This is a genomic window from Sulfuricurvum sp. (assembly GCF_031427015.1).
GTDB lineage: Bacteria > Campylobacterota > Campylobacteria > Campylobacterales > Sulfurimonadaceae > Sulfuricurvum.
Genome location: NZ_JASJOW010000002.1, coordinates 81,421 through 106,656 on the forward strand (window position 1 = coordinate 81,421; position 25,236 = coordinate 106,656).

Sequence of the window (25,236 nt, forward strand, 5' to 3'; positions counted from 1 at the left end):
ATTATGATGGACTCTATTTTACCGTAACAATCGTATACTCTAGGTAACCCAGACTTTTAGGTTCACTTTTTAAGAGAGATAGAATCTCCCGAATCGTCCCTCCGTGAGAACAGACTAAAATATTTTTATGGAGGGGGAGTTCTCCTAAAAATGTTTCGATCCGTCGGCGAAAATGCTCACGACTCTCTTCGCATAGAAAAGTGTGCCAACTCTCCTGCGATTCCAAAAAAGAGGGGTGATACGCTTCCATTTGCTCGATTTCATCAAACCTTTTTCCCTCAAATTGCTTTTTAAAAGCTACTTCTCGCAACCGAGGGTCGGTAATGATATCGGTATACCCCAGATGTTCGAGTGTTTGAGTGCATCGGCGCAGGTCGGAAGAGTAGATGGCATCATACGGCAGGGGGAGTGTAATCGCGTTAAACAGAGTAAGGTCAATACTGATATCGGTGTGACCGATAGTGCGTCCGTGATACTCAACAGCGGGAGCCGCATGGCGTAACAGTGTTAGCGGCATGTTAGTAATACCGTGATGATTAGAATCAGTTCGGAGCCTTCCAGCGACATCCCCAGAACGTCACCGTTGATAAATCCTAGCGATTTTTTCGCGAGGGATGAGAGGAGTAGAGCGGTGAATATTCCCACGATAAAGAGAGCTAAAAAGAGCCATGAAAGGAGATAAAACCCTAGTACTCCACATATAGCGATCATGAGTATTAGCGGAAAAAGTCGAAGATTTACCCGAAGCTGGGAAACAAAGGATGAACGAAAATCATAGGTGCGGATAAGCACCAAAAGTCCCAATCGGCTGATGAGAGCAATGGCAACAAAAGGGAGAAACAGATGGTGCATCAGCAGTGTTGAGAGTGCCGCGATTTTGAGGAGGGTAAAACTCACTCCATACAACACCCCCATCGCCCCGACGGTGGGATCTTTAATAATAGCATAGGGGTCTTTTCCGCTGTGGGCGGCATATAGCGCATCGGCAACATCGATCACCGCTTCGGTGTGGATAAATCCATACAGCACCATATACGCCACGGCGGCGATCAGCGCCCCCAACCACCCCAGTGATTCCAGTCCCATAAACAGAGCGATAGAGAGCCCAGAGAGCAATACCCCGACAGAGGGGAGGCTTAAGAGCATCGTTTTGAGGACGCGCGGATGGGAGAGATCATCCTTGGCATCGAAGCGGATAGGGAGGATTGTAAAATAGCTCAGGGCAAATTTGATCCCCAAATATATTTTATTCACACGGTACCTCTTTCATGATGGTGCGCCAGTTACGGTCGAACACTTTGCGGATATAGCTCTCACGGTGGGGGACGATACACCCTGCGCAGTTTTGGTGGATCGCCTTTTCACTGACATAGCGATCTCCGTCGGGACTTTCGATAGAGCAGGTACTAAAGAGGGTTCGTTCCCCCTCACGCGCGAATCCCCCCTCGTTAAAGCGAAAATTTGGACAGGCGCAGAGGTAGCAGTTGAGCTCTTGCGTATCGTGGCACTTTTTATTTTCGGCATAGAGAGGGCAAAAATCGCTCTCGTGTTGAACCATGTTTTCAAACCGAAAGTATTCGATCACCTCCTCATCGCTGAGGTGGGTGAGGCGGTTCATGATCGCTTGATGCTTTTGGGCGTGGGCGTCGAACCATTTTTTATACGACATATTTCAAAATCCTCTCCATATCGATCTCCTCTCTCATTGTCGCAATGAAGCTATCGATGGTCGTTTTTTTATACGCTTCAAATGCCTCATCCTCAAAAAGTCCGTGGACAAACGTCCCTTTGATATGATTTTTTTCATAGGAGAGGGGAAATTTTCCACTCACGCCGTGATGGATCTCAAACCCTTGCACCGTTTTCCCGAAGATCGAATACTCACCCTTTTTGAGCACTTTTTCTTTTTGGAATACGATGACATCGTCGATAAATCCCAGAGCATCTTCGCGACTCGGTTCTGAGGTTTCGACACACTCTTCATCGAGGATGGATTCAAACATCATCTGATACCCGCCGCAAATCCCCAGTATCTCTTTGTGTCGCTCTTTGAGTGCATCGAATAGCCCCGTTTTTTTCAACCATCGCAAATCCTCGATCACCCTTTTGCTACCGGGGAGGATGATCAGATCGAAACTCTCTAACGCGATGTTAGAGGTGATAAACTCGACAAAAATGGTTTCATCGGCGATGAGGGGTTCGAAATCGTTGTAGTTGCTCATCGTGGGGTAGTTGATAATCCCGATTTTTTTCGCAGGATGAGGTTTGTTCTGGACGAAGTTTTTGAGGCTTTGGCTATCTTCGAATCCAAGGTTGAGGCTAAGGTAGGGGAGGACGCCGAGGACGGGGATGCCGAAACGCTCTTCGATGATATTCACCCCCTCATCAAATAGGCTTCTGTCTCCGCGAAATTTGTTGACGATCACCCCGATGACGTTGGCACGTAACGCTTCGGGAAGAAGGTTATAAACCCCCCAGATCGAGGCAAATACCCCCCCCTTTTCGATGTCGGCGACGAGGATGATCTTCGTATTGTATTTTTCGGCGATGTAGATATTGGAGAGGTCTTTGTCCATCAGGTTCAGCTCCACGGGACTCCCCGCCCCTTCGCAGACGAGACACTCATACCTCTCGTTCAGGTATTCGAAACACTCATCGACGGCGGGTTTCAGAGTATCGAGCTCACGGTAGTAGTCGCGCACCTCTTTGTCGGTTACCACTTGCCCTTTGACGATGAGTGAGGCGCTATTTCCGTGCCCCGATTTAAGGAGGATCGGATTGAGGTGGTAGCTCGTCGGAAGTCCCAGCACTTCCGCTTGAAAATACTGGGCGATGGCGATTTCGCTCCCGTCGTCGCAGACGCGGGAGTTGTTGGAGACGTTTTGGGCTTTGAACACCCCGACGTTAATCCCCCGCTCTTGCAATAATCGCCCGATCACAAACGTGAGGGTCGATTTCCCCGCATCCGATGACGTGCCAAAAATTGAGATCGATCTCATACTATAACTCCCGCCGCTAATACGATAATCACAAGGGTATCGAGTTTCCACTGAAGAGCCAATGCGCGGCGGACATCGCCGTCACTGATCTCCCGCCTCCCCTTGCCGAAATAGGGTTTCTCTTTCATCTTGCCAAAATACGATGTCACCCCTCCGAGGGAGAGATCGAGGGAGAATGCCATCGCCGCTATCGGGTATCCCGCGTTGGGGCTTTCGTGCAACGCACCGTAACGCCATGTCTGTCTGAGCTTTCCGAGTTTGCCGAAAAGGGTCACTATCAGCACCGCCGTAATGCGGGAGGGGATGTAATTGAGTACATCGTCCAGCCGTGCGCTTGCCTTGCCGAATTTTTCATATTTATCGTTCCGATACCCCACCATCGAATCGAGGGTATTGATCGCCTTATAGAGAAACAGCCCGACCAAACCGAAAACTAACAGATAAAACAGCGGAGCGATTACCCCGTCGCTCAGATTTTCGGCGTAGGTCTCGATTGCGGCTTTGTTGATATCGCTTTCGCTGAGGTTTTCGGTGTCGCGGCTGACGAGGTAGCGGATCGATTGCGGGTCATTCAGTACGTTGCTCACGCTGGTATAGAGCATCTTCCCCGCAATCCCCGTCGAAGCGATGATTCCTAAAATCCACGGATTACCGATCAGCGAGATCGGAGTGACGAGTGCTAACACCGCCGCTAACAACCAAAACACGAGCCAAAAGCCGCGCACGATGGTGTCACGATAAAACCGCTTTTCAAAAGCGGTGATGAAATCCCCCATGAGGACAACGGGATGGCGGATAAATGTGAACTCACCGAAGATGCGGTCGGTGATGTAGGCGATGAGGGCGATGTCAAAATACATGGTTAGTGTTTCGATCTATGTAGAAATGATAAGTCAAGGCTTTGATTATTCATTTGCTATATATTCAGGGTGTGATCTTAAAATATTATACGCTATATCTTGTATATTATATGGAAAATTATGGCTTCCAGGAATACCAGTGAAAGTTGCACGATAAAGAATATTTTTGTTTATTAGCCCTGCAACAATTCCATCTGACATATGAAAAGGATGACTTCTTTTTGTCTCATTAATGTACACTCTTAAAATATTTTTTTCGTCTTCTGTCAATTGTTTTAGGTACGATTCAATATTTTTTTTGTTGCAGTAACCTATGTAATAATTTTTTGAAATATCATAAACTGGTATTCCCAATATAAAGCTTATCAATATGATTGTTAAAATGGAAATATATGGTAGATAAGTTTTTAATAGATCTGCAATTTGTAATAAATCAATTAGATATTTAGATTGGGCTATTCCTATTACAATAAAACAAGCTACCAATATTGATACTTGACTTTGTTTAGAAAGTTTAATTTTATTAATTATATCTTCGACATTAATCATGCAAACACCTTTTACAATTACTATTTTTATCTTGACTAAACCCATAAAACATTTATATTATTATATCGGTTGCTTTTTGTGTCTCCGTTCGCCCTGAGCCTGTCGAAGGGTAAAATATTCATGGTTCGACAAGCTCACCACGAACAGGAAAAAGTTATTGTACATTTTCTTCCCCTAAGAGTATCTCGTCAATCGTAATTTCAAACCGATTCAATTCCGAAACACTTTTCACCGCGATCCGCACAGTCCGCTCATCCAAAAAATCAAAGTTCGAGCAGTCCCGCACCATAATGCGGGATGGAATAAGCTTCTCCTGAAACTCCCGCGCATTCATCGACGCGAGACGGACGAGGAAAAAATTCGCATCGCTCTCAAATACTTTTTCAAAAAGGGGCGAGTTGTCAAGGAGGCTTTTCAGATAGGTTTTCGCTTGTGCATTCAACGTATGTGAATTCATTCGAAACGGCTCATCAGCCAAAGCCGTGATGAGAAAATGGCTATCGAGTGCCGAGATTTTCCATAGCGGCTCTTTCGTTTTAAGTGCGGCGATATTCTCACGCGAGGAGAGGACGATTCCGACCCTCACCCCCGCGCATCCGTAAAATTTGGTCTGCGATTTTAAAACATAGAGTTTGTCGTAGGTTTGGAGGTAGCGGGTTGCCGATTCGCCCCCGCAAAACTCCAAAAACGATTCGTCGATAAGGATCGTGCAGTTTTTGGCACTCCATTTCTCCATCAGCGTCTGGGTGGCGTAGTAGTGTCCGTCAGGGGTGGAGGGGTTGACGAAGATGACGAGAGAGTTCTCCTCGACCTCCGCATCCATCGCCTCAAAACGGTCGATAAGGGCAATATTTTTCCCGTAGAGAGTCGCCGCTTTTTTGTACTCCAGATAGGCGGGGGAGTAGATCGTGCAGGTGGAGTTATCAAAAAATCGGAGCAATGCAAAAATCGCCGAAGAGCCTCCGTTGAAAAGCGCTAACTCCTCCGACGTAACACCGTAATGCTCAGCTAACGTCTCCGTTAGTGTTTCATAGCTCGGATAGGCGTTGAGGCTCACGCCGCTAAAATCGACGATAGGGGTGATGAAGTTGATGTTAGAGGAGAGATCAATCACCTCTTCATGTGTGCATCCGCAGTGTGCCGCAAACGCATTGACATCTCCTCCATGTGCGTATGTACTCATTTGAGACGAATTCCCATCCCTAGTTTGACGTTATAGACTTCATCGCAGATGCTTGCCAACTCTTGACCGATCACTCCGCTGTAATCGACAAAACGACGGCTGAGCGTATCTCTGGGTATTACTCCCGTCCCGACGTCGTTGAGGACAAACACGATGTTAGCATCGATCTCTTTTAGCGCTTCGATCTCCGCGATTAACACCTCTTCCTCCTCTTCTAGTCGGTTGAGTATCCACATGGAGACGCAATCGATGAGGTAGGTGTGGTTTGGTTCCATTACACCCGCTAAATGATGGCTCTCTTCGAGAGTAATGAAATCTTCACCACGGCTAAAACGGTGTTTATCAATCCTCTTGGTCATTTCATCATCACCGAAAGAGGTATCATAGGTCGCTAGATAATAAGGTTTTTGGGTTGCTATCGAGAGGGCTTTTGCTTCGGCCAAGCTGCTTTTCCCCGATTTTTGTCCCCCGAAATAAAGTATTTTCATTTTAACAAACTCTCCACTTTTTTAGTAATTTTTTCTTTTGTAATACCGTTAATGAGGGCATACATCAACGCACCTCCTGCGCCGACCCCCTCTTTTGCTTCCCCTTCGTCATAGAGTTTGAGGGCGGGGTGAGAGGTCAAGGAAAAGTCGAAATCGGCGTAATACGCATTCACCTGAAAATCATTCATTTCCAAGAGAGCTTTGATATCGCTGTTAGTGTCTTCAGCCACCCATTTGGTGGTACATAGAGCAATTTTGGAGCTGTCGAGTTCCCCTTCCATCATCTGCAAGATACGGTTGATAATGAGTAAAACACATGCCATCTGCGTCCCCCCTGCAAGGACTACTTTGATGTCGCGGTTTTGAAGCCCGAGAATCAATCCGGCATTAAAGATCAGCATATTGTCCCCCACATGAGAGAGAATATCGAAAAGGTCATCACCCTCATTAATATGAGCAAGGGCTTGATCTATAACGCTTTGTCGGATGTTGTTAGGGGTGTTTTTAAAGCTGCTGCTAAATTTCTCACTCGCATCGTACCCTAATGCCAACGCGGTTGCGAGCGCTGTGGTGGTTCCTGCGGGAACCGATTCGCCCAAAATGATATACTCCCCTTTGCAGAGGAGTTCTTGGGCAAATTGAACCCCTTTTTCAAACACCTCCGTCGCAGGAATGGAGGCACCCTCGCTAATAGAGTTACTGGGGGTGATTCCAAACGTATGCATTGTGAAGTGTTCTAATTGAGGAGCAATCTCAAGCCCCAACTCTATCAGCTCAATCTCGCAAAAAGGGTGGAGAAGATGGACGGCTCGGGTGATAAGGGCGGGTGTAGGAACCCCTTTTGGGGTTTCGGCGATAGAGCCCAAACTCCGTACCTCTCCGATGGTTATAAACTCCGCATCGAGGGTCGGGGTGAGATGGAGGAGCCCCGGAATCCCCGCTTGGGTAATCCCCTCTATGTTTGCCGTTTTAGTGTTGCTCATGCAAAGGAGAAAGCTAGCCCGCTTCCCTCGCAAACTCTCGATGAAATCTCGCTTTCCGGTAATAGGATGTATCATAGTAGCCTCTCCAATAGTTCTTGATAGTTTCCGCCGTTTAAAAAGCGGTTGACGCAGTAAAAGAGGGTCGCATACTCACGGTAAGCTTGAAATTCCTCTGTACTAAGCGTTGCACCGTAGCTCTTGAGTAGAGCTTTTGTTTTTTCGTCATTGTCGCACCACGAGAGATCGACGACGGCAAGATCGAAGAGAAAATCGCCGTTACACGCTTGGGTAAAATCGATGACGCACGAGAGACTCCCCTCGTTAAAGAGGGCGTTATCCATAAAAAGATCGCCGTGAATGATCCCATCATCACGTAAGGTGAGATCGATTTTTTTGAACAGTGTCTCGAAAATTTCGCTCTTAGCCTCTTCAATCATCTTCTCCAACCGTGATTTTTCAAAGAGTCTCTCATTGCTACTCTTCAAAGTTGCGGTGAGGGTATGAAACGCTCTCAAAAACACTCCGATCTGTCGTATTTGATCGATTTTGGCACTCTTGAGACTTTTTCCGTGGCATCGATGATAAATGAGTGCGGGTTTGTTACGGATACGCAACACTCCCCCCTCAGGTCTAGCGATGGGGAGTGTTGTGCAGTGTTCGAGAAGCTTTAACTCCTCGGTTACGATATCCTCGTTTGCGTTTTCAAATATTTTCAGCACCCGATCATCGTCCAAAAAATAGACGCTGTCCATCACCCCGTCCTTGCTCGCCTCGAGAGAGGTGATCTCTAATGATTGCGGTAAATCTTCTAGGGTAATCACCGTTTTCACACCCATTCGACTACCTCATCCACCATTTTTTTCTCTTCCCATCCCAGTTTTAGCAGTTCGGGTTCGTCCAAAAACTCACTCACATACCCCATCGTCAAATAGCCGATCAGTTTGTATTCATCACCGATTCCCAAAATCTTTTTCACCTTTTTGGGACGTAAAATACTCACCCATCCCACTCCGATATTATGGGCGCGTGCCATTAGCCAGAGATTTTGGATAGCGCACACGACGCTGTACTCTCCCATCTTTTTCTGGGTGGTTTGTCCCAAAACGGCTTTGGTCGGTTTTTGGTACAAAACGGCGATATTGAGGGGGGATTCTTTGATCCCTTCGAGTTTGAGGGTCGGATAGAGGGAATTGTCTTTAAACTTTTTGGACGCTTTGGCGTTTTCAGAGACAAACTCGTTATAAATCTCTTCCCGCTTTGCGGCATCTTGGACGATGATAAACTTCCACGGCTGCGAAAAACCGACCGAAGGGGCGGAGATCGCCGCTTCCAGAATTTTTCTCAGCACCTCCTCTTCTATCGGTTCATCGATAAAACGGTTACCTCTTACGTCACGGCGTGATGAGAAGATCGATTGCAACAGCGTCTGTGCATGGAGATCAAACGCCCTCACATCAGCCTCTTTTTCACGAGAGTAGGATGGCTTCGAAAGAGGGTGTGCAGATAGGTGCCGAATACTTTGGTGTTGGCGCTCTGCCAGCTTCCGACGCTTCCGCCGTCTCCTTTGGTGAGGATATCAAAGCCTAACGAATCATTGAGCGGTTTCGTATAGTGGAATGCATGCCCTTTTACCCCCGTTTCGTTGGTATAGTACCCCAACCGCTGAAACCGTTTTTCGAGGCTAAACGAGACCTCCAAAATTCCGCTCATTGCTTTCTCATCGACAGCTTTTCCGAGATAGAGAAGTCCCGCACACTCGGCGTAGATTTTTTTCGTTTGGGCATGACGAATCAGGGAGGCTTTAAACTTTTGGGCTTTTTGGATGGAGCCGTATGCCCTGTCCGTCTCGACATATCCGCCGCAAATATAAACGCTGTCGTAATCCTCGGGGATCACGTCGTCCTGCGAAGGGCGGACGATAACGACGTCGGCGAACACCTCTTGCAAAAATCGGAGGTTGTCATGGTACAAAAAGGAGAAATTCTCATCGCTCACGATAGCGATTTTTTTATCGCTTTTTGGGAGCACTCTAAACGGATACGAGGTGTTCTCCTTGGGTTCGCACTTCCCTAGGGCTTTGAGCGATTCGATATCGATATGTTCCAGCACCGCTTTTGAGATCGCTTCGAGTTTATCCATCTCATCCAGATCAAGCCCCAGATGGGTATCCCTCAGTGCAGTAAGTCGATCGGGTATCCACCCCAACACGCTCACATCGTCGAAATCTTTTTCGATCCGCTCTTTGATCAGCGCATAGTGGCTTTGAGAGCCGATACGGTTGAGGACGACCCCACGTATCGTATTTCCTTTTTTATAGGTTTTTAGCCCTTTTAAAACGGCGGATACGGTGATGTAGCTTCCGCTCCCATCGAGGAGGAGGATTGTCGGGACGTTGAGGAGTTTGGAGATATCATAGGCACTGCTACGTTTATCCATCCCGTCATAAAACCCCATCACCCCCTCGATGATGGAGACCGCTTTGTCGCTGTAGCGGTTGTAGAGCCATTTCACCTGCGCAGAGCTCATCATAAAGGGGTCGAGGTTGATACTCTGGGTTGCACAGATTTTTGTATGAAACTGCGGATCGATAAAATCGGGTCCCGCTTTGAAAGGGCGGACGGAATCTTTGAAATAATAGAGCAGTGCCGAGGTGAGAATCGTTTTCCCTTGATTGGAGGAGATGGCGCTAATGCAGAGATTAACCATGATGTCTCTTTCGTCGTAGAATGATGTAGATAAAAAACGGTCCCCCGATAAACGAAGTGACTACCCCGATCGGTACTTCCGAAACGGCTCCAAGATTACGTCCAATGAGATCGCATAATACCAAAAATATTCCGCCGTAGTAGAAGACGCTAAGAATGAGTTTTTCACTGCTTTGTTTGTAGACGAGTCGGATAATGTGAGGAATTACCAGCCCGATAAATCCGATAGGACCGACGACGCTGACGCACACCCCCACACTCAGGGAGACGAAAAGCAAAAGGATCAGATTGATTTTTTTGATCTCAATCCCTTTGAGAAAAGCGTTTTCATGCGAGGTGAGGATCGCTCTGAGCTCTTTTTTGTAGTTAACGACCACGACGAGGAGGAGTAATGCGGCACCGATAACGGGATAGAGACTTTTAAATCCGACAATGTTGAGACTCCCCATCGTAAAGCGGATGATCGAGTAGCTTTGCTCCAAATCGCTGAGATAATAGACCACCATTAGCGCGGCGGAGTAGAAAAACGACAATGCGATACCGATGAGGAGGAGAGAATTGGTTTGTGTCGCACTCAGGGTTCGGGCAAAAAGAAATAGCAGAAGAATCGTTGAGAATGCCCCCGCAAAGCTAAATAGATACGAGAGCGCCGCAAGGGAGGCGGGGAGAAAGACAATCCCGATAGCGGTAGCCAGAGTCGCTCCGCTGGAGACTCCGAGGGTAAAGGGGGTGGTGAGGGAGTTACGAAACACCGCTTGAAACACCATTCCCCCCAGCGCTAAAATCGCTCCGCTGAAAAAGGCTACCAGCACGCGCGGCACTCTCAGATCCCAAAAGAGGAGATACTCCATCGCGTTAGGATCGAAAAGTTTACCGATCTCTAGCGGGGTCTCACCGATAAACGGAGCAATACTCAAAACGATCAAGGAGATGAGAAAGATTAGGAGTTTCATCGATAATTCACCATAAAATAGTCTTCTAAGCGTTTGATCGAGTTTCCGAATAACCGTTCCAGATTCGCCGCAGTGAAAAATGCATCGCTAGATCCATCAAAGATAAGTTTTCCGTGTTCCAAATAGATAACGCGGTAACCGAGTTTATAGGCGATATTCAAATCATGTGTTATGACGATTTTCCATCCCGCGTACTTTTTTAATGCCTCGTAAACTTTAATCTTTTTATCGCTGTCGAGATTGGCGGTCGGTTCGTCGAAAATGGTTAGCTCGGCATTGTGCAGAAGTCCTGAAGCAAACAGCACCAGCTGGCTCTCTCCGCTACTGATACATTTACAGGGGCTGCTTTTGAGATGCTCGATTTCCAACTGTTTCAAAATAGTGTCCATCTCACATAGGGTACTTCCGTTGAGCAAACTCAGTTGTAAGAACTCTTCCACATCGAGGTAGTCGTCAAATACTTCGAGTTTCGAGGGGACAAAGTTGACTATTTCACAACGCCGTTTTGCCCCCAGCGAAGAGATCTTCTCTCCCTCATAATAGACATTAGTGTTTTCCTCCAGCCCGACGATAATTTTGGAGAGGGTTGTTTTACCCGCACCGTTGGAACCTAAAATGACGACGTTCTCATTCTCCATCTCAAACGAGATGTTTTTCAAATAGGAGGTGGTAACGGTATCAACGTGCAGTTTCAATTAAAAATCCTCTAAAATCATTGATAAAGTAGGTGATTCTCTCACTCGGAACCCCTGCATACGCTCCCTCTTCAACAAAGATCGATTTTGTTGCAGCCGCATTGATGGGAAGCTTCATCCACGGTGCGATTAAAGCCTCTTTCGTAAACTGTTTCTCCCTCATCAGCGGGGCGAGGATAATCACGATGTCGGGATTGAGCTTAAGTATCTTTTCCAGATTGAGAACCGGTTGCCCTTTTTGAGAACGTTGCAGGGCATTGGTATTGCCGCTCGCTTCGATGATGTCGTCAAAATAGAGATTCTGCCCCGCGACATGGATCTCTTTGGAAAAATCGGTATGGTATCCGATCGGAATGAGAATCTTTTTGTTTTTTACGATCCCCTTTAGTCCTGTGAGCGAATACTCTATCTTTTTCACGATCAAGGCACTTTTCTCTTTTTTACCCAATAGAGTACCCAGATTGTTGATCGCTTTTTTGATCGAATCGATGGTGTCGATTTTAACCACCATTGTTTTGATCCCGAGTTTTTGGAGCTTATCGGCCGTGGCTAGATTGTTCTCCTGCATAATGACGATATCGGGTTGCAGTGCCAAAATTTTCTCCAGTGAGGGGGAAAAATATCCCCCCACTTTAGTAATCGTATTCGATTCTATCGGATAGCGGCAGTAGTCGGTATTGCCGACAATTCTCTCTCCCGCGTCGAGGGCAAAAATGATCTCATTGATAGCCGGGCTGAGGGCTACGATTCGCTCATACGCATTGAGCTGAAGTGCTAACAGCGTTACTAACAGCAGTTTTAATAACACGCTTCCACCTTATAGACCCATGTCATCGTTTTGGCATCTTTGAGCACATAGTTTTGCGCCATTTTATGCACCGATTCTCCGTTGATAAGATAAAACCAACCGAACTTCCCGACGACGGATTTGACGCCGTCTACCGATCTTACAAAAATAAACTTCCCTTTTTCAGCCGTTTCGACACGGCTCACTTTTTTGAGCAATTCGAGGGCGGTTGTCCCCTCGGTATACTCCGTCATGACAACTTTATCGGGCGTATTATTGGCGTAAATAATTGTTACTTCGATAGGATCGGCCCAAAGTGTTACCCACCCGAAAATCAGTATTAAAATAAAGTATTTCATTAGTAGGTGACCTCCAGCCCTGCATAGTACGCTCGTGGGCTTGATGCGTAATTGGTGACGCTTTGATAATATTTGTCGGTAATATTATCGATTTTACCGTATATTTTGATATTTTTAGTAAGGTCATAATTGGCAACCGCATTCGTAACCGTGTATCTTCCCGTTTGCGCCCCGAGTTGATTGTCACTGTCGTAGCGGCTTCCGACATATTCACCGTTTAATCCTAAATGGAGTTTTGATATCCCGTAATAGTCGATTCCGAATTTCAGGTTCTCTTTTGCACGACGACGCAAATCTTCTCCGTTTTTATTTTTAGCGCTGAGACGGGTATACCCGAATGATACAAGTGCCCCCTCAAAAACTTCATTTTTATAACCGATTTCAAACCCTTTAAACGTTGAAGTACCGTCGATATTATTGTATTTTGAGGTAGTAAAATCATAATCGATCATCTCTTTTACACGGCTGGAGAAATAGGTTAACATAACCCCGTGATAGCCGAAGGTCACATCATAACTTTTCGTATCTTCAGGTTTTAGGGTACCGTTGCCATAGGTAGCATCATAGAGTTGATAGAGGGTAGGAACATTATACGCGGTGCCATAATTGGACGATAGATAGGTATCGGAGCCGAAATTGTATCTCACTCCGATTTTTCCGGTAGTTTTATCATTAAAAGCATCGTAGTTATCGGTTCGAATCGATTCTGTTAGTATCAGGTTTTGCCAAAAACGGTTGTGATTGGTAAGAAACAGACCTTTTGCCGTATATTTTTTATTGAGCTGATTAAGATGTTTAAACGATTTATAATCTCCCCCTATGAGGAGAAAGTCATCTTCAGAATAAGGGAGCTCTGTACTTACCCCGTATTCATTTACTTTACCGTCAAACTCTGAACCCGTTGAATAGTCTCGCTCAAACGTTGAACGGTTTGTATAGAATTTGGTGAGGGCAATATTGTTTTTATTCTCAAAAGAGATTTGAGAGAGTCTCTCTTTCTTGTCATAACTTGCCTCTGAATCTTTAGTCGTACTGTCGTACTCGGTGTAAAGATTAATATCGGTGTGGGAGATACGCAGAGAGTTATAATCGTCGAAACGATATCCCCCGTTGAGGTTGATCGTCGTATTTTTATATCCGTCATCTTCATAATCGTTGATATCGGCGTAGCGTCTGGCATACGAGGTAAATCCGTCCGTATTAATTCGGTTGACTCCGAGTCGGAAATCATAAGAATCGCTTTTGTGTGCGAGCGAAGCCCCGTATTTTCGGGTATCAAAACTTCCATATCCCAAAGAAGCAGTTAGGGCTGTCCCCGTTTGGGCTTTTTTAGTGATAATATTGATAACACCGGCACTTGCCTCACTCCCCCAAACACCGCTTTGTGCCCCTTTAATTACTTCGATCTGTTCTACATCGCTTAGCATTAGGTGCTCAAACGATGCTCCGTCTTGAGAGTTGGAAACATCGTTATACCGTATCCCGTCTATGAGAACCAAAGCTCTTTTTGAATCAAATCCTCGTAGAAAAACGGAAGTTGATTTTCCGAATCCCCCATTAGAGGTGACACTGACTCCTGAGAGTGAATTAAGGGCTTCGGCAACGGTGGTGTAGTGTTTGTCTTCGATCTCTTTGGCGGTGATTATTTCGATATTTGCAGTCGTATTTTGGAGAGATTGTTCTGTTTTCGTTGCACTTACGATGATGGGATTCAGGGTAAGTGTGTTAGCCTCTAATGAGGCAACGAGTGTCGCGGATGCGACGAGTGATAAAGTGTGTTTGACCATGTGTGTCCTTGATTAATAATCGTAATAATGGATGAGAGTAGGACACTCTTAGGGGGAGAAACAGCTGAATAGATATAGATAGGACAAACGGGAGCAACTAACTCTATGCGGGTGATATTTTGAAGGAGGCGCACTTGTGAGGCATACGCTTGGATAGCGACAAGAGAAAAGTATGTTTTACCGAATCCGCGTGGTGAACGCATCGCTATCCTCCCCAAAAGTTTTGAGAATTATAGCTAGATTTTGTTTAGGACTTAAATTGTCCCAATTGGGTATTTAAGTTTGTTGCGGCATTGTAAAGTTCTGCGGCAATATTAGAAATTTGTTTGATCTCTTCTTGATTGCTTTGAGAAAGGCTCGACATTTCAGAAACTTTTTGGATGATATCGTGAATTTTTTGTGCCATGTTTTCAGCTTGCTGAACACTTTGATGGCTGGCATCGACATTGGCGCGCAAGGCACTCGAAGCAGAATCGATTTTAACATCGATCTCTTCGCTACGCTCGGCAAGCCGTTCGATGTTTTCACTGTTGGAGTTCATCATATCGGAAGAATCGGAGATGGATTGGATGACGATAGAGATTGTTGAATTAATTTCTGTCAAACTTTTTTGGGTACGCTCGGCGAGTTTTCGCACCTCATCCGCAACAACGGCAAATCCGCGACCGTGTTCTCCGGCACGTGCCGCTTCGATTGCGGCATTAAGGGCGAGTAGATTGGTTTGATCGGCGATATCGGAAATAATACTAAGCACTCCGCTGACACTTGCCGCATCACTTGAGAGTTGTGCAAATCGCTCGCCTAACTCATTACTCATTTGAGTGGTTTTATGAACTTCATTGGTAATGGCGGTAGCAATGTCACGAACATAACCTAATTCAGTTTCAGTAGAACGGCTGTTTTCGAGTGTCATTTTGGCCATATTGACACTTTGTTCCAACGTTACACCGATTTCTGCGGCAGTCATATTGGTGTTTTGAGCAATAGAGTTTGTTTTTTCAGACTGGGTTGAGAGATTTGCTGCGGCACTGTTAAGTGCGGAAGTAGAATGGACCGCCGAAGAGGTGATTTGTTTGGTATCGTTAATGGTATTTTGAATTTTGGCGATAAATTGATTGAGATAATTACTGGCCATTCCGATCTCATCATCTTTGTTGAGGATCGGAAGACGTTTCGTCAAATCGCCGTTTCCGTGTGCAAGATCGGAAGAGACATTATCAAGTTCTTCGATCGGATGAAGGATACTGGTACCTGAGAAATAGTTAATCGCGATAAGCATACCGGTTAGGATAGAGCCCAGAAGTAAAAACCATTTAAAAAAGCTGGCTTGGAGCTCATCGAAATAATCGGCTTTGTTGATCCCGGGGATAACCCACATGTCCCATGCGGGAATGTAGCGGTATGCGGCAATTTTCTCTTGCCCCGTTGTTGCTGAAGTATATTCATAAATGCCCCCCGCTTTGTCTGAACGGATATGATCGATGTAATCATGACCCGATTTATTTTTTCCCTCATCCGCAGGTTTCGGGTGAATCGTCATTACCCCTTCGGCATTGATAAAATAGACGTAACCGCTTTTACCGATTTTAATCTCTTTTATCTCACTTTTAAACCCTTCTTCTTCATATGCTTTAGGCTCTATTTTGGAGATATAGTTAACGTTTTTCTCTAACGCGTCGGCAACCGTATTGAGGTCGCTGATCATAATCGTTTTGATCGAACCGGTGGCAATGAAGTATGCTACAATCACACTAATTAAGATAGCACCTACGGCGGCGATCAAATTGACGATAAATTTTGCTTTAATAGTATTGAATAAACTCATTGATTTGGATCCTGTTTAGGGTATTGTGTCATTGTAGTTCTCTTTTTCTAAAGCCAAGGTAAAATTATGAGATTTTCTTATCTAAAACAGATCGTTGAGTATATGCAGCCGTTAACCCATATTAGCGCGGCCTATCGAATTAACGATACTGCTATTAAATTGGTTTTTAACCGTGAGAATAGCTGGAATTTCGAAATGGCTCGGGGAAATTCGGCTATTACGGTCGGTGAAATTCCAACCCGCGGTAAAATGTATCAAGCCCCGTTTGATGTTTTACTTGCCAAGAGATTGAACCGTTCTACTATTCACTCTATTACCCTTTATAATAACGATAAAATTATCCGCATTAGCGTAAGTACGAGCGGTTCGTATAAATCTGAAACCACCGTTATACAATTCGAATTTACGGGAAAACACACCAATGTCATCCTTTTGGACAAAGAGGGGATCGTTTTAGAAGCATTGCGTCATATTGATGAAGATATTTCCACTCGAAGCGTTCGGGTAGGACAAAAACTCGGAGAGCTTCCTAAGCCTCCGTACGAGCCTCAAGAGTATCCGCTAGAGAGTGTCTATGATTATTTAAGAGAGGAGTTTTTCCGCCGCAGCAATGAGAAGCTTGAGCGACTTAAAAACGAGAAAAAAGCCCTTTTGCATAAACGTTTAGCCCAACTAAAAAAACATTTTGATGCCCTTGAGGAAGAATCAGAATTGATCCAAGAGGCGAAAAAGGCACAAAATTCGGGACATTTGATACTGGCTAATTTGGATCGTATAAAACCGTACGACAAAACGGTAGAGTTGTCTAATTTTGACGGAGAGAGTGTTCTTTTGGAACTTCCTGAGGGGTGTACAACGGCGGCAGGATGTGCGGAGAGTTTTTTTAAACGTTCCAAAAAAGCGAAACAAAAGGCACACGGACTCCATCAAGAGCGTAGCAATCTTGAGGCTAAAATCCGTCACCTTGAGCTGTTTATTCAGACCGTGTCCGAGGCTTCAACTCCCGAAGAAATTGCCCTTTTGTTCCCAGCAAAAGCACAGGGCAACAAACAAAAAAACGGTGATTCCATTGCCGAATTTTGGATTGAGGGGATAAAAGTCTCCCTCGGCAAAAGTGAAAAAGGGAATATTGAACTCCTCCGTAATGCTAAAGCACGCGATATCTGGATGCATCTTAAAGATCGCCCTTCCGCACACGTCATTATCTCGACCGACAAGCAACAGCTCCCTGAAAAACTTCTCGAAGCGGCGGCAAAATTGTGTGTGGATTTTTCGGTATTTGAAAAAGGGCGCTATTTGGTCGATTATACTCCACGCAGAGAAGTCAAGGTGCAGGAGGGTGCAAATGTCCTCTACACCAATTATAAGACGCTGAATATCCAAAAAGGGTGAAGCTATGGCACTGGGTCCTATCGGTAATGCTATCTATGTTAATCAACAAATGGCAACGGTTGCAAGTGAGAAAAATGCCATTCTAAACCGATTTGAATTGCAGGCACTTGCTGCGGCTACCGCAGCGCAAGAAGAGAAACAAGAGATCGAAGAGGTACGCCCGCCGGAGGAAAATCACGGTGTTGATCCGGATCGGGAACATACCAAAGAGCAAGCGGAACAGGAAGAGAGACGTCCTTCGCATGAAGAGAAAAAAGAGGAGGACGAAATCCCGCTAAAGCCGCTCCATATTTTGGATGTTAAAGTTTAGTCACTCCCTTACTGTGCGCGCTAAGTTGCATCTGTCTTATAATAAAATAAATGGTATAATCGCGTAATTTTAAAACCATTGGTTAATCATACTATGCAAACTGCAAAAAATTCAATTCAAGAGCGCATTGTTACCGCAGTCTTTCTTGTTATCGGTGTCCTTATTGTCGGACTTATCAACAACTTTTGGCTTATGTGGGCGGTAATGGGGGTTATTTACCTTCTTGCTTTTCATGAAGCGACCCGTTTGTTCGGGATTAACAACAGCTCTTTGTATGCTTATGCGGCTATTTTATGGCTTGCGGCGGCACTTTATCCTTACGGTGAAGATTTGTTTGTGATTGCGGGACTTATTTTTGCCGCCGCAGTAGCGTATACTCAAAATATCCCCCCTAAAAATTTCCTTCCGTTTATCTATCCGACGGCGGGGATGCTTTTTATGCTCAGCATGTATCAAGAGTACGGTATGGGTGCAATGCTATGGTTGCTCGTTGTCGTCGCTTCCGCGGATGTGGGAGCCTATGTGGTAGGTCGCAGTATCGGCAAAACCCCTTTTAGCGTCTCTAGCCCGAGTAAAACCCGAGAAGGTGTTTATGGCGGTATCGCCGTAGCGACGGGTGCCGGATTTTTTATCGGTATCACCATTGTGGATATTACCCAAGCGGTTATTATTTCGATGGCGGCGGCGGTCGGTGCGGTATTCGGCGATTTGTTTGAGAGTTACCTCAAACGTCAAGCCGGAGTCAAAGACAGCGGCTCTATTCTTCCGGGTCACGGCGGGGTATTAGACCGAATTGACGGTTATCTTTTTGCTTCCGTTATCATGCTTGTTCTTCTTCGGGGACTTGTTTGATCCTACTGGGCTCTACGGGCTCCATCGGGGTCAATGCCCTCAACATCGCTGAACAATTTAATCTGAGCGTCGATACTCTCGTTGCGGGACGCAACATCACTCTATTAAACGAACAAATCAAACGTCATAATCCTAAGCGTGTTGTCGTGATGGATAAAGCCGATTGTCTTTCGGTTCATCACCAAAATGTCCAAAGCGGCGAAGTGGCGATCCTAGAAGCGATTGAACACTCCTCTTCGCAGCATGTTGTCAACGCATTGGTGGGATTTGCTGGATTTAAGCCTACGCTCAAAGCACTTGAATGCGGTAAAAAACTAGCCCTTGCCAATAAAGAGTCATTGGTAGTCGGGGGTGCTTTTGTCGATACTTCCGCTATTATCCCTATTGATTCGGAACATTTTGGCTTGTGGTATCTTAATCAAACACCGCGCCCACTCAGTCGTATGGTCATTACCGCCAGCGGTGGGGCCTTTCGCGATTGGCCGCTGGAAAAACTCTCCACCGCAACCCTTGAGGATGCACTCAAACACCCAAACTGGTCTATGGGGCAGAAAATCACTATTGACAGTGCTTCGATGGTGAACAAACTTTTTGAGCTTCTCGAAGCCCGTTGGCTTTTCGGGGAGGGGGAATACGACGCCCTCATCGAGACGAAATCGTTGATTCATGCCCTTATTGATTACAAAGACGGATCAACGACCGCCCATTTTGCCTATGCCGATATGCGACTCCCCATCGCCTATGCCCTTATGGGGAAAGTGGATACCCCTATTGTGGATCGAATCGATTTGACCCGTATCGGTGGCCTCGAATTTAGAGAGATCGAGAAAGAGCGTTACCCGATTTGGCAAATTAAAGAGGATCTTCTCTCTCATCCTGAGCGCGGGGTTATCGTTAATGCCGCGAATGAAGCGGCGATTGAACGTTTTGTCGCCGGAGATATCCGCTTTATTGATATCTCCACCATGATCTTGCGCGCATATGAGCATTTTAGCGGCATACCGGAATCCATCGACGCTATTTTTGCTCTGGATGATGAGGTGCGCCGTTATATTCGAGGTTTATCGTGCTAAAAGTATTGATACTGCACGGTTGGGGAGGAAGCGATGATCCTCATTGGCAGGCGTGGTTAGCAGGAGAAATCGCCAAGAAATACGGTACGGTTGCGTTCCCGCTGTTAGATAATCCCCATTTTCCGAGTAAAAATCGATGGATGAAACAAATCAAATTAATCCTAAGCGATTTTCAGCCCGATGTCGTTATTTGTCACTCATTGGCGAATATTGCATGGTTTCATCTCTGCAATGAGGGGAAAATATCGGTGGTTAAGCGGCTTTTACTCGTCGCTCCCCCTCATTTGAGCTGTGATATTGAAACCCTCAAAACTTTTTTCCCTCTCGAAGCCCCCAAAAACCTTTTCGCCGAAGAGGTATTATTGGTCACCTCTACCAATGATCCTTATATGAGCACAGAAGAAGCTTCAGCGCTTCAAAAAGCCCTGGGAATAGAGATGAAAGTAATTGAGGATGCAGGTCACATCAACACTGCTTCGGGATTCGGCGAATGGCCGTGGGTCAAAGAGTGGGTGCTACAATGATCCTTAGTATCGAAAGCTCGTGTGATGACAGCTCAATCGCAATCACTGAGATTGAATCGAAAAAACTTATCTATCATAAGAAAATTTCCCAAGAGTTAGAACACTCACAATACGGCGGCGTGGTTCCTGAACTTGCCAGCCGTCTTCACGCGGAGGCATTGCCGCGTATTTTGAGTGAATGTGAGCCTTGGTTTTCTCAACTGAAAGCGATTGCCGTCACCAATGAACCGGGGCTAGGGGTAACGCTGATCGAAGGGGTTACGATGGCTAAAGCGCTGAGCATTTCACTTGGAATCCCTATCCTTCCGATCAACCATTTAAAAGGGCATATCTATTCTCTCTTTATAGAAAAAGAGGCAATCTTTCCCCTTACCGTATTGCTCGTTTCAGGTGGTCATACACAGCTGATTGAAGTAAAATCATATACTGAGATGGAAACGGTTGCGACGACGATGGATGATAGTTATGGAGAGAGCTTCGATAAAGTAGCGAAAATGATGGCGTTAGGGTACCCGGGTGGTCCCTTAATCGAGAAACTGGCCCAGAGTGCTGATGCATCTCGATTTACCTTCACGGTGCCTCTATGGCAATCTCCGCTCATCGCTTTTAGTTACTCAGGGCTTAAAAACCAAGTACGGCTTGCCGTAGAAGCCAACGAACCATCCGCCTATCCCGATATCGCTAGTGCATTTCAGAAAACGGCAACCGAGCATCTGATCCAAAAACTCAAAAAATATTTTAAATCACATCCTCCTGCCCGTTTAGCAATCGTCGGCGGAGCCAGCGCAAATCTCTATCTACGAGAGAGGATGTTAGAACTTCTTCGTCCGCACAAGGGGGAGCTGTTGCTATCACCGCTTGAATATTGCTCGGACAATGCCGCTATGATAGGGCGCGTAGCGATTGAAGCGTATCAGTTGGGACAGGGTAGTCATTATAAAAATATTAGTGTCAATCCCCGCTGCAAACTTTAAAATAGCTTAAAACCAAACATCTCTTCTATAATTCAGAGTTAAATTATCCGATTTAAGTACAATTTCCGTACCAACACAAATAATAGGAGCTTTTAATGGCAACGACTAAATTCAAAGGTACTGATGTAGAGCTTTTAGGAAACACTGTAAACGTAGGTGATAAAGCACCTTCAATCACGGTTGTAAACTCAGCGGGACTCGGAGATGTAACCGTAGGTGGCGCACAAGGTAAAAAACAACTTATTATTGTTGTCCCTTCACTCGATACAGGTGTATGTGCAACGGAAACACGTAATTTCAATGCAAAAGCTGCAGGCCTTAAAGACGTTATCACTACTATCGTATCACTTGATCTTCCGTTCGCAGCAGGGCGTTTTTGCCAAGCAGAAGGTATTGACAACTTGACGGTATGTTCAGATTTCCGTAACAAAGAGTTTGCAAATGCATACGGTGTATTGCTTGGCGGTTCAGTACTTGCGGGTGTAACCTGTCGTGCAATTTTTGCAGTAAACGAAGAAGGTATCGTAACGTACAAAGAGATCGTTCCTGAAATCACAGAAGAGCCGAATTACGAAGCTGCATTGGCTGCCGTAAAATAATCCTCTTTCTCTCCTCTTGGAGAGAATCTTCACTTCACCTAACGTTATTTACACGTAATACTAATCAGTCCATCACTTTTTTGTAATGAATAGCTATAGTGGCCATCAAGTGTTATTGTGGCACGCGCAAATTTTTCGTGATTTCCTAGCGAAACATCAAGATAAGGTGCGGCATTGAGGGAGATTTTACTTGACTTGAAAGTGGCATCTCGTTTAAAGTCGAGGACAATACGGTTAGGATCACTCAAAACAAAATGGCGTACAAGGGTATCTGGCGTTTTAATGCTCAGGTTTTGTCCTTTAGAATAAAACTGTATAAATCCGAAATTAGCCGTTGATGAATTTTTTGTCGCAGTAGTGTTGGTTGCACTGCCCCCTTTGGTTTGTGAGAGTGAAATAGGACGGTGCCAATCAATAGCTTGATCAATTTGTACTTTTTTCTCTTCGATACTGCCATCAAGGTTTTGAATCGTAAACGTAACCTCTTTTAAAACACGTGCTTGATCGGGAAAAGTATAGGTTACGGTGCCCATTTTTGGTCTTGGATCGGAAAGATTAGAGGTTACTTTTTGCTTTTTGGATTCTTCAACGGCGAAAAAAGGGTTTTCTCGAGCCATGAGAGGCGAGAGGAGTAACAAAGAGAGGTAAAGAGAGTATTTCATAAATCCCCAATCACTATTGTGAATCAGCATCAAGCTCTTTTAGCTCGAAGTACTGTTTTTGCAAAGCGGCATTTTCAGCTTTAAGACGTTCAATATCTTCGCTTAGGTAATTTTGATGCTCTTCGAGATCAAGGAGGACACTGAGAGAATTATCCCCAAAAAAGATAAAACCCATATAAATACCTACCGCTAAAACAACACCGGCCGCAAGAAGAAATTTAGGGGTCGGCAAGCCAAAATAACGCTCGCTCAGGCTCTCTATTTCCTCGTGGACAAATAGGTGTTGATCGTCTTGATACATCAGTTAAAGAGCGAACTCCCGAGATATTCGCCGTACATTACTTCCGTTTCAATTTCGAGCAAACGGTTGTATTTAGCCGTACGTTCGCCGCGTGCGGTTGAACCGGTTTTGATTTCACCGCAGTTGAGAGCAACCGCAAAATCGGCTATAAAGGCATCTTCGCTCTCTCCTGAACGATGGCTCATAACACATTTATAGCCGTTGCGTTGAGCAAGGCGCACGGTTAGCATCGTTTCAGAGACAGACCCGATTTGGTTCGGTTTGATCAAAATAGCATTGGCGATCCCTTTTGAAATCCCCTCTGCCAAGATATTAGCATTGGTTACGAACAAATCATCTCCAACCAATTGGATTTTTTCACCCAATCGCTCAGTGAGAATTTTCCATCCCGCCCAATCATCTTCGCTCAAACCGTCTTCAATCGATACGATCGGATATTTAGAGCAAAGATCAGCATAATAGTCAACCAATTGTGCGGAAGTAACGGTACGATTTTCAGAATCGAGACGATACCCCCCCTCTGTAACAAGTTCAGATGCCGCAACATCCAAAGCGATAGCGATTTGCTCACCTGCTTTATAGCCTGCTTTGGCAATAGCCTCCATAATAACTTGGATAGGTTCTTCATTAGAGCTCAAATCGGGTGCAAATCCCCCCTCATCACCGAGTGCGGTATTTGCACCGCGATCTTTGAGGATTTTTTTGAGGTTGTGATACACTTCAGCCGATGCACGAAGCCCTTCACTGAAGTCTGTGAATCCGATCGGCATAATCATATATTCTTGAAAATCAACGCTGTTATCGGCATGACTTCCGCCGTTGATGATGTTGAGCATCGGCACGGGAAGTACCATCGCATTCGCACCTCCCAAATAACGATAGAGAGGAATACCTAAGCTTTTCGCCGCAGCACGCGCTACTGCCATAGAGACACCTAAAACAGCATTCGCACCGAGGTTCCCGTAATTTTCGGTACCGTCTATCTCTTTCATTACCGCATCCACCATCGCTTGGTTAAACGGGCTCAGACCCATAACGGCATCGGCGATTTGAGTGTTGACGTTTTCCACCGCTTTGAGGACACCTTTTCCCATATAACGGCTATCATTGTCACGAAGTTCTAACGCTTCACGTTTACCGGTACTCGCCCCGCTTGGAACGATAGCACTTTCTCGCGTTCCGTCACTCAACTGCACGGTTGCTTTTACCGTTGGATTCCCGCGAGAGTCCATCACTTCGATTGCACTTACTTCATCAATAAAAATCATTCATCTACCTCACCTATATCAGATTCATCCATTGCGATGATGCCGTTGACACCCATCGCCGCTTTAATTTTTTCTTCTACTTTGCGAGCTAATTCCGGCTCGTCTTTAAACTTTTGCTTAACGTTTTCACGCCCTTGTCCGAGCTTTGTATCTTCGAAACTAAACCATGCACCGCTTTTATCGATGATATCAAGTTTAACGCCGTAATCGACGAGTTCACCCTCTTTGGAGATACCCTCTCCGAACATGATATCAAATTCTGCTTGACGAAACGGCGGTGCTACTTTATTTTTAATAACTTTAGCCTTCACACGATTACCGATTTGGCTCTCCCCTTGTTTGAGAGTAGCGATTTTTCGGACATCGATACGGACGGATGCGTAGAATTTTAACGCATTTCCCCCCGTTGTCGTTTCCGGTGAACCGTATCCCATCGTTCCGATTTTCATACGGATTTGGTTGATAAAGATAATCGTACAGTTCATTTTGTGCATGATACCGGTGAGCTTACGAAGTGCTTTTGACATTAAACGCGCCTGAACGCCCACTTGCTGATCGTTCATCTCCCCTTCGATCTCCACTTTAGGAGTCAACGCCGCAACCGAGTCGATAACGATCAAATCAACCGCGCCGCTGCGAACGATGGTTTCTACAATATCGAGAGCCTGCTCACCGTAATCGGGTTGAGATACGAGAAGATTCTCGACATCTACACCGAGATTTTTTGCGTATCCGATATCAAGAGCGTGTTCCGCATCGATAAACGCACAAATTCCACCGTTTTTTTGACATTCGGCAGTAATCTGTAAGCTAAGGGTGGTTTTCCCTGAGCTCTCAGGCCCGTAAATTTCGATAACACGCCCTTCGGGTACCCCTCCGATACCGAGGGCTAAATCCAGTCCGATAGAGCCGGTACTGATAGCGTTGATCGGTTCGATCTCTTTGTCTCCGAGACGCATAAGCGTCCCTTTCCCAAACGTTTTATCGATTTGTTTCATCGCAAGTTCAAGCGATTTGAGTTTATTTGGATCCATCATGCGGTGCTCTCCTGAGACTATAAGTGTTTTAAAATTGCGTCATAATATGACAAATTGAAATATATTTTAAA

30 protein-coding genes are annotated in these 25,236 nt (G+C 45.5%); 7 read left to right on the forward strand and 23 right to left on the reverse strand.

What is annotated here, in order from left to right; genetic code table 11:
- Window positions 1-13: 13 nt before the first annotated feature.
- The 19 genes from RMO68_RS02710 to RMO68_RS02800 all read right to left on the reverse strand — a co-directional run bounded on the left by RMO68_RS02710 (window position 14) and on the right by RMO68_RS02800 (window position 16,173).
- Entirely contained in the window at window positions 14-517 is a 504-nt protein-coding gene (locus tag RMO68_RS02710; RefSeq protein WP_310439182.1) for a histidine phosphatase family protein, read from the reverse strand.
- A complete protein-coding gene (locus tag RMO68_RS02715; RefSeq protein ID WP_310439183.1) occupies window positions 508-1,254 on the reverse strand; it encodes an adenosylcobinamide-GDP ribazoletransferase in 747 nt (248 codons plus the stop codon). The genes RMO68_RS02710 and RMO68_RS02715 overlap by 10 nt, the downstream gene beginning before the upstream one ends.
- Window positions 1,247-1,669 (reverse strand): hypothetical protein, encoded by a 423-nt coding sequence (locus tag RMO68_RS02720; protein ID WP_310439185.1) that lies wholly within the window; start codon window positions 1,667-1,669, stop codon window positions 1,247-1,249. Before RMO68_RS02720 ends, RMO68_RS02715 begins: the two co-directional genes overlap by 8 nt.
- Window positions 1,659-2,999 carry a cobyric acid synthase gene (locus RMO68_RS02725; protein ID WP_310439186.1) on the reverse strand — a complete coding sequence of 447 codons (1,341 nt, stop codon included), beginning with the start codon at window positions 2,997-2,999 and terminating at the stop codon, window positions 1,659-1,661. The genes RMO68_RS02720 and RMO68_RS02725 overlap by 11 nt, the downstream gene beginning before the upstream one ends.
- Window positions 2,996-3,859, reverse strand: a complete 864-nt coding sequence (gene cbiB / locus RMO68_RS02730; protein ID WP_310439187.1) for an adenosylcobinamide-phosphate synthase CbiB — start codon at window positions 3,857-3,859, stop codon at window positions 2,996-2,998. The genes RMO68_RS02725 and cbiB overlap by 4 nt, the downstream gene beginning before the upstream one ends.
- A gap of 45 nt (window positions 3,860-3,904) precedes the next feature.
- The gene (locus RMO68_RS02735; protein WP_310439188.1) at window positions 3,905-4,408 is read right to left on the reverse strand and encodes a super-infection exclusion protein B; all 504 of its coding nucleotides are present in this window, start codon (window positions 4,406-4,408) and stop codon (window positions 3,905-3,907) included.
- A 154-nt stretch (window positions 4,409-4,562) separates the two neighbouring features.
- The gene (locus RMO68_RS02740; RefSeq protein ID WP_310439189.1) at window positions 4,563-5,591 is read right to left on the reverse strand and encodes an aminotransferase class I/II-fold pyridoxal phosphate-dependent enzyme; all 1,029 of its coding nucleotides are present in this window, start codon (window positions 5,589-5,591) and stop codon (window positions 4,563-4,565) included.
- The gene (locus tag RMO68_RS02745; RefSeq protein ID WP_310439190.1) at window positions 5,588-6,079 is read right to left on the reverse strand and encodes a bifunctional adenosylcobinamide kinase/adenosylcobinamide-phosphate guanylyltransferase; all 492 of its coding nucleotides are present in this window, start codon (window positions 6,077-6,079) and stop codon (window positions 5,588-5,590) included. Before RMO68_RS02745 ends, RMO68_RS02740 begins: the two co-directional genes overlap by 4 nt.
- On the reverse strand, window positions 6,076-7,137 hold the full coding sequence (cobT, locus tag RMO68_RS02750) for a nicotinate mononucleotide-dependent phosphoribosyltransferase CobT (RefSeq protein WP_310439191.1): 1,062 nt from the start codon (window positions 7,135-7,137) through the stop codon (window positions 6,076-6,078). The genes RMO68_RS02745 and cobT overlap by 4 nt, the downstream gene beginning before the upstream one ends.
- Window positions 7,134-7,898, reverse strand: coding sequence for a phosphotransferase (locus RMO68_RS02755; RefSeq protein ID WP_310439192.1), 765 nt, complete (start codon window positions 7,896-7,898; stop codon window positions 7,134-7,136). The genes cobT and RMO68_RS02755 overlap by 4 nt, the downstream gene beginning before the upstream one ends.
- Window positions 7,889-8,515: a 5,6-dimethylbenzimidazole synthase gene (gene bluB, locus RMO68_RS02760; protein ID WP_310439193.1), complete on the reverse strand. Its 627-nt coding sequence runs from the start codon at window positions 8,513-8,515 to the stop codon at window positions 7,889-7,891. Before bluB ends, RMO68_RS02755 begins: the two co-directional genes overlap by 10 nt.
- The gene (locus RMO68_RS02765) at window positions 8,512-9,768 is read right to left on the reverse strand and encodes a cobyrinate a,c-diamide synthase (protein ID WP_310439194.1); all 1,257 of its coding nucleotides are present in this window, start codon (window positions 9,766-9,768) and stop codon (window positions 8,512-8,514) included. Before RMO68_RS02765 ends, bluB begins: the two co-directional genes overlap by 4 nt.
- The gene (locus RMO68_RS02770; protein ID WP_310439195.1) at window positions 9,761-10,720 is read right to left on the reverse strand and encodes an iron ABC transporter permease; all 960 of its coding nucleotides are present in this window, start codon (window positions 10,718-10,720) and stop codon (window positions 9,761-9,763) included. Before RMO68_RS02770 ends, RMO68_RS02765 begins: the two co-directional genes overlap by 8 nt.
- The gene (locus RMO68_RS02775; RefSeq protein ID WP_310439196.1) at window positions 10,717-11,415 is read right to left on the reverse strand and encodes an ABC transporter ATP-binding protein; all 699 of its coding nucleotides are present in this window, start codon (window positions 11,413-11,415) and stop codon (window positions 10,717-10,719) included. The genes RMO68_RS02770 and RMO68_RS02775 overlap by 4 nt, the downstream gene beginning before the upstream one ends.
- A complete protein-coding gene (locus RMO68_RS02780) occupies window positions 11,399-12,223 on the reverse strand; it encodes a helical backbone metal receptor (protein WP_310439197.1) in 825 nt (274 codons plus the stop codon). Before RMO68_RS02780 ends, RMO68_RS02775 begins: the two co-directional genes overlap by 17 nt.
- Window positions 12,214-12,561, reverse strand: a complete 348-nt coding sequence (locus RMO68_RS02785) for a DUF4430 domain-containing protein (RefSeq protein WP_310439198.1) — start codon at window positions 12,559-12,561, stop codon at window positions 12,214-12,216. The genes RMO68_RS02780 and RMO68_RS02785 overlap by 10 nt, the downstream gene beginning before the upstream one ends.
- On the reverse strand, window positions 12,561-14,348 hold the full coding sequence (locus tag RMO68_RS02790) for a TonB-dependent receptor domain-containing protein (protein ID WP_310439199.1): 1,788 nt from the start codon (window positions 14,346-14,348) through the stop codon (window positions 12,561-12,563). Before RMO68_RS02790 ends, RMO68_RS02785 begins: the two co-directional genes overlap by 1 nt.
- Window positions 14,294-14,551, reverse strand: coding sequence for a hypothetical protein (locus tag RMO68_RS02795; protein ID WP_310439201.1), 258 nt, complete (start codon window positions 14,549-14,551; stop codon window positions 14,294-14,296). The genes RMO68_RS02790 and RMO68_RS02795 overlap by 55 nt, the downstream gene beginning before the upstream one ends.
- Before the next feature lie 44 nt (window positions 14,552-14,595).
- Window positions 14,596-16,173 carry a methyl-accepting chemotaxis protein gene (locus tag RMO68_RS02800; RefSeq protein WP_310439202.1) on the reverse strand — a complete coding sequence of 526 codons (1,578 nt, stop codon included), beginning with the start codon at window positions 16,171-16,173 and terminating at the stop codon, window positions 14,596-14,598.
- A 66-nt stretch (window positions 16,174-16,239) separates the two neighbouring features.
- Here RMO68_RS02800 and RMO68_RS02805 point away from each other — a divergent pair, with 66 nt between their 5' ends.
- The 7 genes from RMO68_RS02805 (at window position 16,240) to tpx (ending at window position 21,897) form a co-directional block, all read left to right on the forward strand.
- Window positions 16,240-17,565, forward strand: a complete 1,326-nt coding sequence (locus tag RMO68_RS02805; RefSeq protein ID WP_310439203.1) for an NFACT family protein — start codon at window positions 16,240-16,242, stop codon at window positions 17,563-17,565.
- 4 nt (window positions 17,566-17,569) lie between these two features.
- A complete protein-coding gene (locus RMO68_RS02810; RefSeq protein WP_310439204.1) occupies window positions 17,570-17,875 on the forward strand; it encodes a hypothetical protein in 306 nt (101 codons plus the stop codon).
- Window positions 17,876-17,968: 93 nt separating this feature from the next.
- Window positions 17,969-18,727 carry a phosphatidate cytidylyltransferase gene (locus tag RMO68_RS02815; protein ID WP_310439205.1) on the forward strand — a complete coding sequence of 253 codons (759 nt, stop codon included), beginning with the start codon at window positions 17,969-17,971 and terminating at the stop codon, window positions 18,725-18,727.
- On the forward strand, window positions 18,724-19,800 hold the full coding sequence (gene dxr / locus RMO68_RS02820; protein WP_310439206.1) for a 1-deoxy-D-xylulose-5-phosphate reductoisomerase: 1,077 nt from the start codon (window positions 18,724-18,726) through the stop codon (window positions 19,798-19,800). The genes RMO68_RS02815 and dxr overlap by 4 nt, the downstream gene beginning before the upstream one ends.
- Window positions 19,794-20,324, forward strand: a complete 531-nt coding sequence (locus tag RMO68_RS02825) for an RBBP9/YdeN family alpha/beta hydrolase (RefSeq protein ID WP_310439207.1) — start codon at window positions 19,794-19,796, stop codon at window positions 20,322-20,324. Before dxr ends, RMO68_RS02825 begins: the two co-directional genes overlap by 7 nt.
- Complete coding sequence (gene tsaD / locus RMO68_RS02830; RefSeq protein WP_310439659.1) at window positions 20,321-21,298, forward strand: tRNA (adenosine(37)-N6)-threonylcarbamoyltransferase complex transferase subunit TsaD; 978 nt, start codon at window positions 20,321-20,323, stop codon at window positions 21,296-21,298. Before RMO68_RS02825 ends, tsaD begins: the two co-directional genes overlap by 4 nt.
- A gap of 95 nt (window positions 21,299-21,393) precedes the next feature.
- Window positions 21,394-21,897 (forward strand): thiol peroxidase, encoded by a 504-nt coding sequence (tpx, locus tag RMO68_RS02835; RefSeq protein ID WP_310439208.1) that lies wholly within the window; start codon window positions 21,394-21,396, stop codon window positions 21,895-21,897.
- Between the two features lie 44 nt (window positions 21,898-21,941).
- Here the strand turns inward: tpx and RMO68_RS02840 are convergent, their stop codons facing one another.
- Genes RMO68_RS02840 through recA form a run of 4 tightly spaced genes read right to left on the reverse strand, consistent with a single transcriptional unit; the run spans window position 21,942 to window position 25,162 of the window.
- Entirely contained in the window at window positions 21,942-22,589 is a 648-nt protein-coding gene (locus RMO68_RS02840) for an AMIN domain-containing protein (RefSeq protein WP_310439209.1), read from the reverse strand.
- Window positions 22,573-22,860, reverse strand: a complete 288-nt coding sequence (locus RMO68_RS02845; protein WP_310439210.1) for a hypothetical protein — start codon at window positions 22,858-22,860, stop codon at window positions 22,573-22,575. Before RMO68_RS02845 ends, RMO68_RS02840 begins: the two co-directional genes overlap by 17 nt.
- Window positions 22,860-24,128 (reverse strand): phosphopyruvate hydratase, encoded by a 1,269-nt coding sequence (gene eno, locus RMO68_RS02850; RefSeq protein ID WP_310439211.1) that lies wholly within the window; start codon window positions 24,126-24,128, stop codon window positions 22,860-22,862. The genes RMO68_RS02845 and eno overlap by 1 nt, the downstream gene beginning before the upstream one ends.
- Complete coding sequence (recA, locus tag RMO68_RS02855; RefSeq protein WP_310439660.1) at window positions 24,125-25,162, reverse strand: recombinase RecA; 1,038 nt, start codon at window positions 25,160-25,162, stop codon at window positions 24,125-24,127. Before recA ends, eno begins: the two co-directional genes overlap by 4 nt.
- Window positions 25,163-25,236: the final 74 nt, after the last annotated feature.

What these genes read in the sequence shown, in the direction of transcription:
- RMO68_RS02840 (WP_310439209.1), bottom strand. Translation starts at nt 22,589, where the DNA reads ATGCTGATTCACAATAGTGATTGGGGATTTATGAAATACTCTCTTTAC.
- RMO68_RS02845 (WP_310439210.1), bottom strand. Translation starts at nt 22,860, where the DNA reads ATGTATCAAGACGATCAACACCTATTTGTCCACGAGGAAATAGAGAGC.
- RMO68_RS02815 (WP_310439205.1), top strand. Translation starts at nt 17,969, where the DNA reads ATGCAAACTGCAAAAAATTCAATTCAAGAGCGCATTGTTACCGCAGTC.
- RMO68_RS02770 (WP_310439195.1), bottom strand. Translation starts at nt 10,720, where the DNA reads ATGAAACTCCTAATCTTTCTCATCTCCTTGATCGTTTTGAGTATTGCT.
- RMO68_RS02755 (WP_310439192.1), bottom strand. Translation starts at nt 7,898, where the DNA reads ATGGGTGTGAAAACGGTGATTACCCTAGAAGATTTACCGCAATCATTA.
- recA (WP_310439660.1), bottom strand. Translation starts at nt 25,162, where the DNA reads ATGGATCCAAATAAACTCAAATCGCTTGAACTTGCGATGAAACAAATC.
- cobT (WP_310439191.1), bottom strand. Translation starts at nt 7,137, where the DNA reads ATGATACATCCTATTACCGGAAAGCGAGATTTCATCGAGAGTTTGCGA.
- RMO68_RS02710 (WP_310439182.1), bottom strand. Translation starts at nt 517, where the DNA reads ATGCCGCTAACACTGTTACGCCATGCGGCTCCCGCTGTTGAGTATCAC.
- RMO68_RS02805 (WP_310439203.1), top strand. Translation starts at nt 16,240, where the DNA reads ATGAGATTTTCTTATCTAAAACAGATCGTTGAGTATATGCAGCCGTTA.
- RMO68_RS02795 (WP_310439201.1), bottom strand. Translation starts at nt 14,551, where the DNA reads ATGCGTTCACCACGCGGATTCGGTAAAACATACTTTTCTCTTGTCGCT.
- RMO68_RS02790 (WP_310439199.1), bottom strand. Translation starts at nt 14,348, where the DNA reads ATGGTCAAACACACTTTATCACTCGTCGCATCCGCGACACTCGTTGCC.
- eno (WP_310439211.1), bottom strand. Translation starts at nt 24,128, where the DNA reads ATGATTTTTATTGATGAAGTAAGTGCAATCGAAGTGATGGACTCTCGC.
- RMO68_RS02745 (WP_310439190.1), bottom strand. Translation starts at nt 6,079, where the DNA reads ATGAAAATACTTTATTTCGGGGGACAAAAATCGGGGAAAAGCAGCTTG.
- RMO68_RS02785 (WP_310439198.1), bottom strand. Translation starts at nt 12,561, where the DNA reads ATGAAATACTTTATTTTAATACTGATTTTCGGGTGGGTAACACTTTGG.
- RMO68_RS02740 (WP_310439189.1), bottom strand. Translation starts at nt 5,591, where the DNA reads ATGAGTACATACGCACATGGAGGAGATGTCAATGCGTTTGCGGCACAC.
- RMO68_RS02765 (WP_310439194.1), bottom strand. Translation starts at nt 9,768, where the DNA reads ATGGTTAATCTCTGCATTAGCGCCATCTCCTCCAATCAAGGGAAAACG.
- RMO68_RS02720 (WP_310439185.1), bottom strand. Translation starts at nt 1,669, where the DNA reads ATGTCGTATAAAAAATGGTTCGACGCCCACGCCCAAAAGCATCAAGCG.
- RMO68_RS02800 (WP_310439202.1), bottom strand. Translation starts at nt 16,173, where the DNA reads ATGAGTTTATTCAATACTATTAAAGCAAAATTTATCGTCAATTTGATC.
- tsaD (WP_310439659.1), top strand. Translation starts at nt 20,321, where the DNA reads ATGATCCTTAGTATCGAAAGCTCGTGTGATGACAGCTCAATCGCAATC.
- tpx (WP_310439208.1), top strand. Translation starts at nt 21,394, where the DNA reads ATGGCAACGACTAAATTCAAAGGTACTGATGTAGAGCTTTTAGGAAAC.
- RMO68_RS02810 (WP_310439204.1), top strand. Translation starts at nt 17,570, where the DNA reads ATGGCACTGGGTCCTATCGGTAATGCTATCTATGTTAATCAACAAATG.
- cbiB (WP_310439187.1), bottom strand. Translation starts at nt 3,859, where the DNA reads ATGTATTTTGACATCGCCCTCATCGCCTACATCACCGACCGCATCTTC.
- RMO68_RS02735 (WP_310439188.1), bottom strand. Translation starts at nt 4,408, where the DNA reads ATGATTAATGTCGAAGATATAATTAATAAAATTAAACTTTCTAAACAA.
- RMO68_RS02725 (WP_310439186.1), bottom strand. Translation starts at nt 2,999, where the DNA reads ATGAGATCGATCTCAATTTTTGGCACGTCATCGGATGCGGGGAAATCG.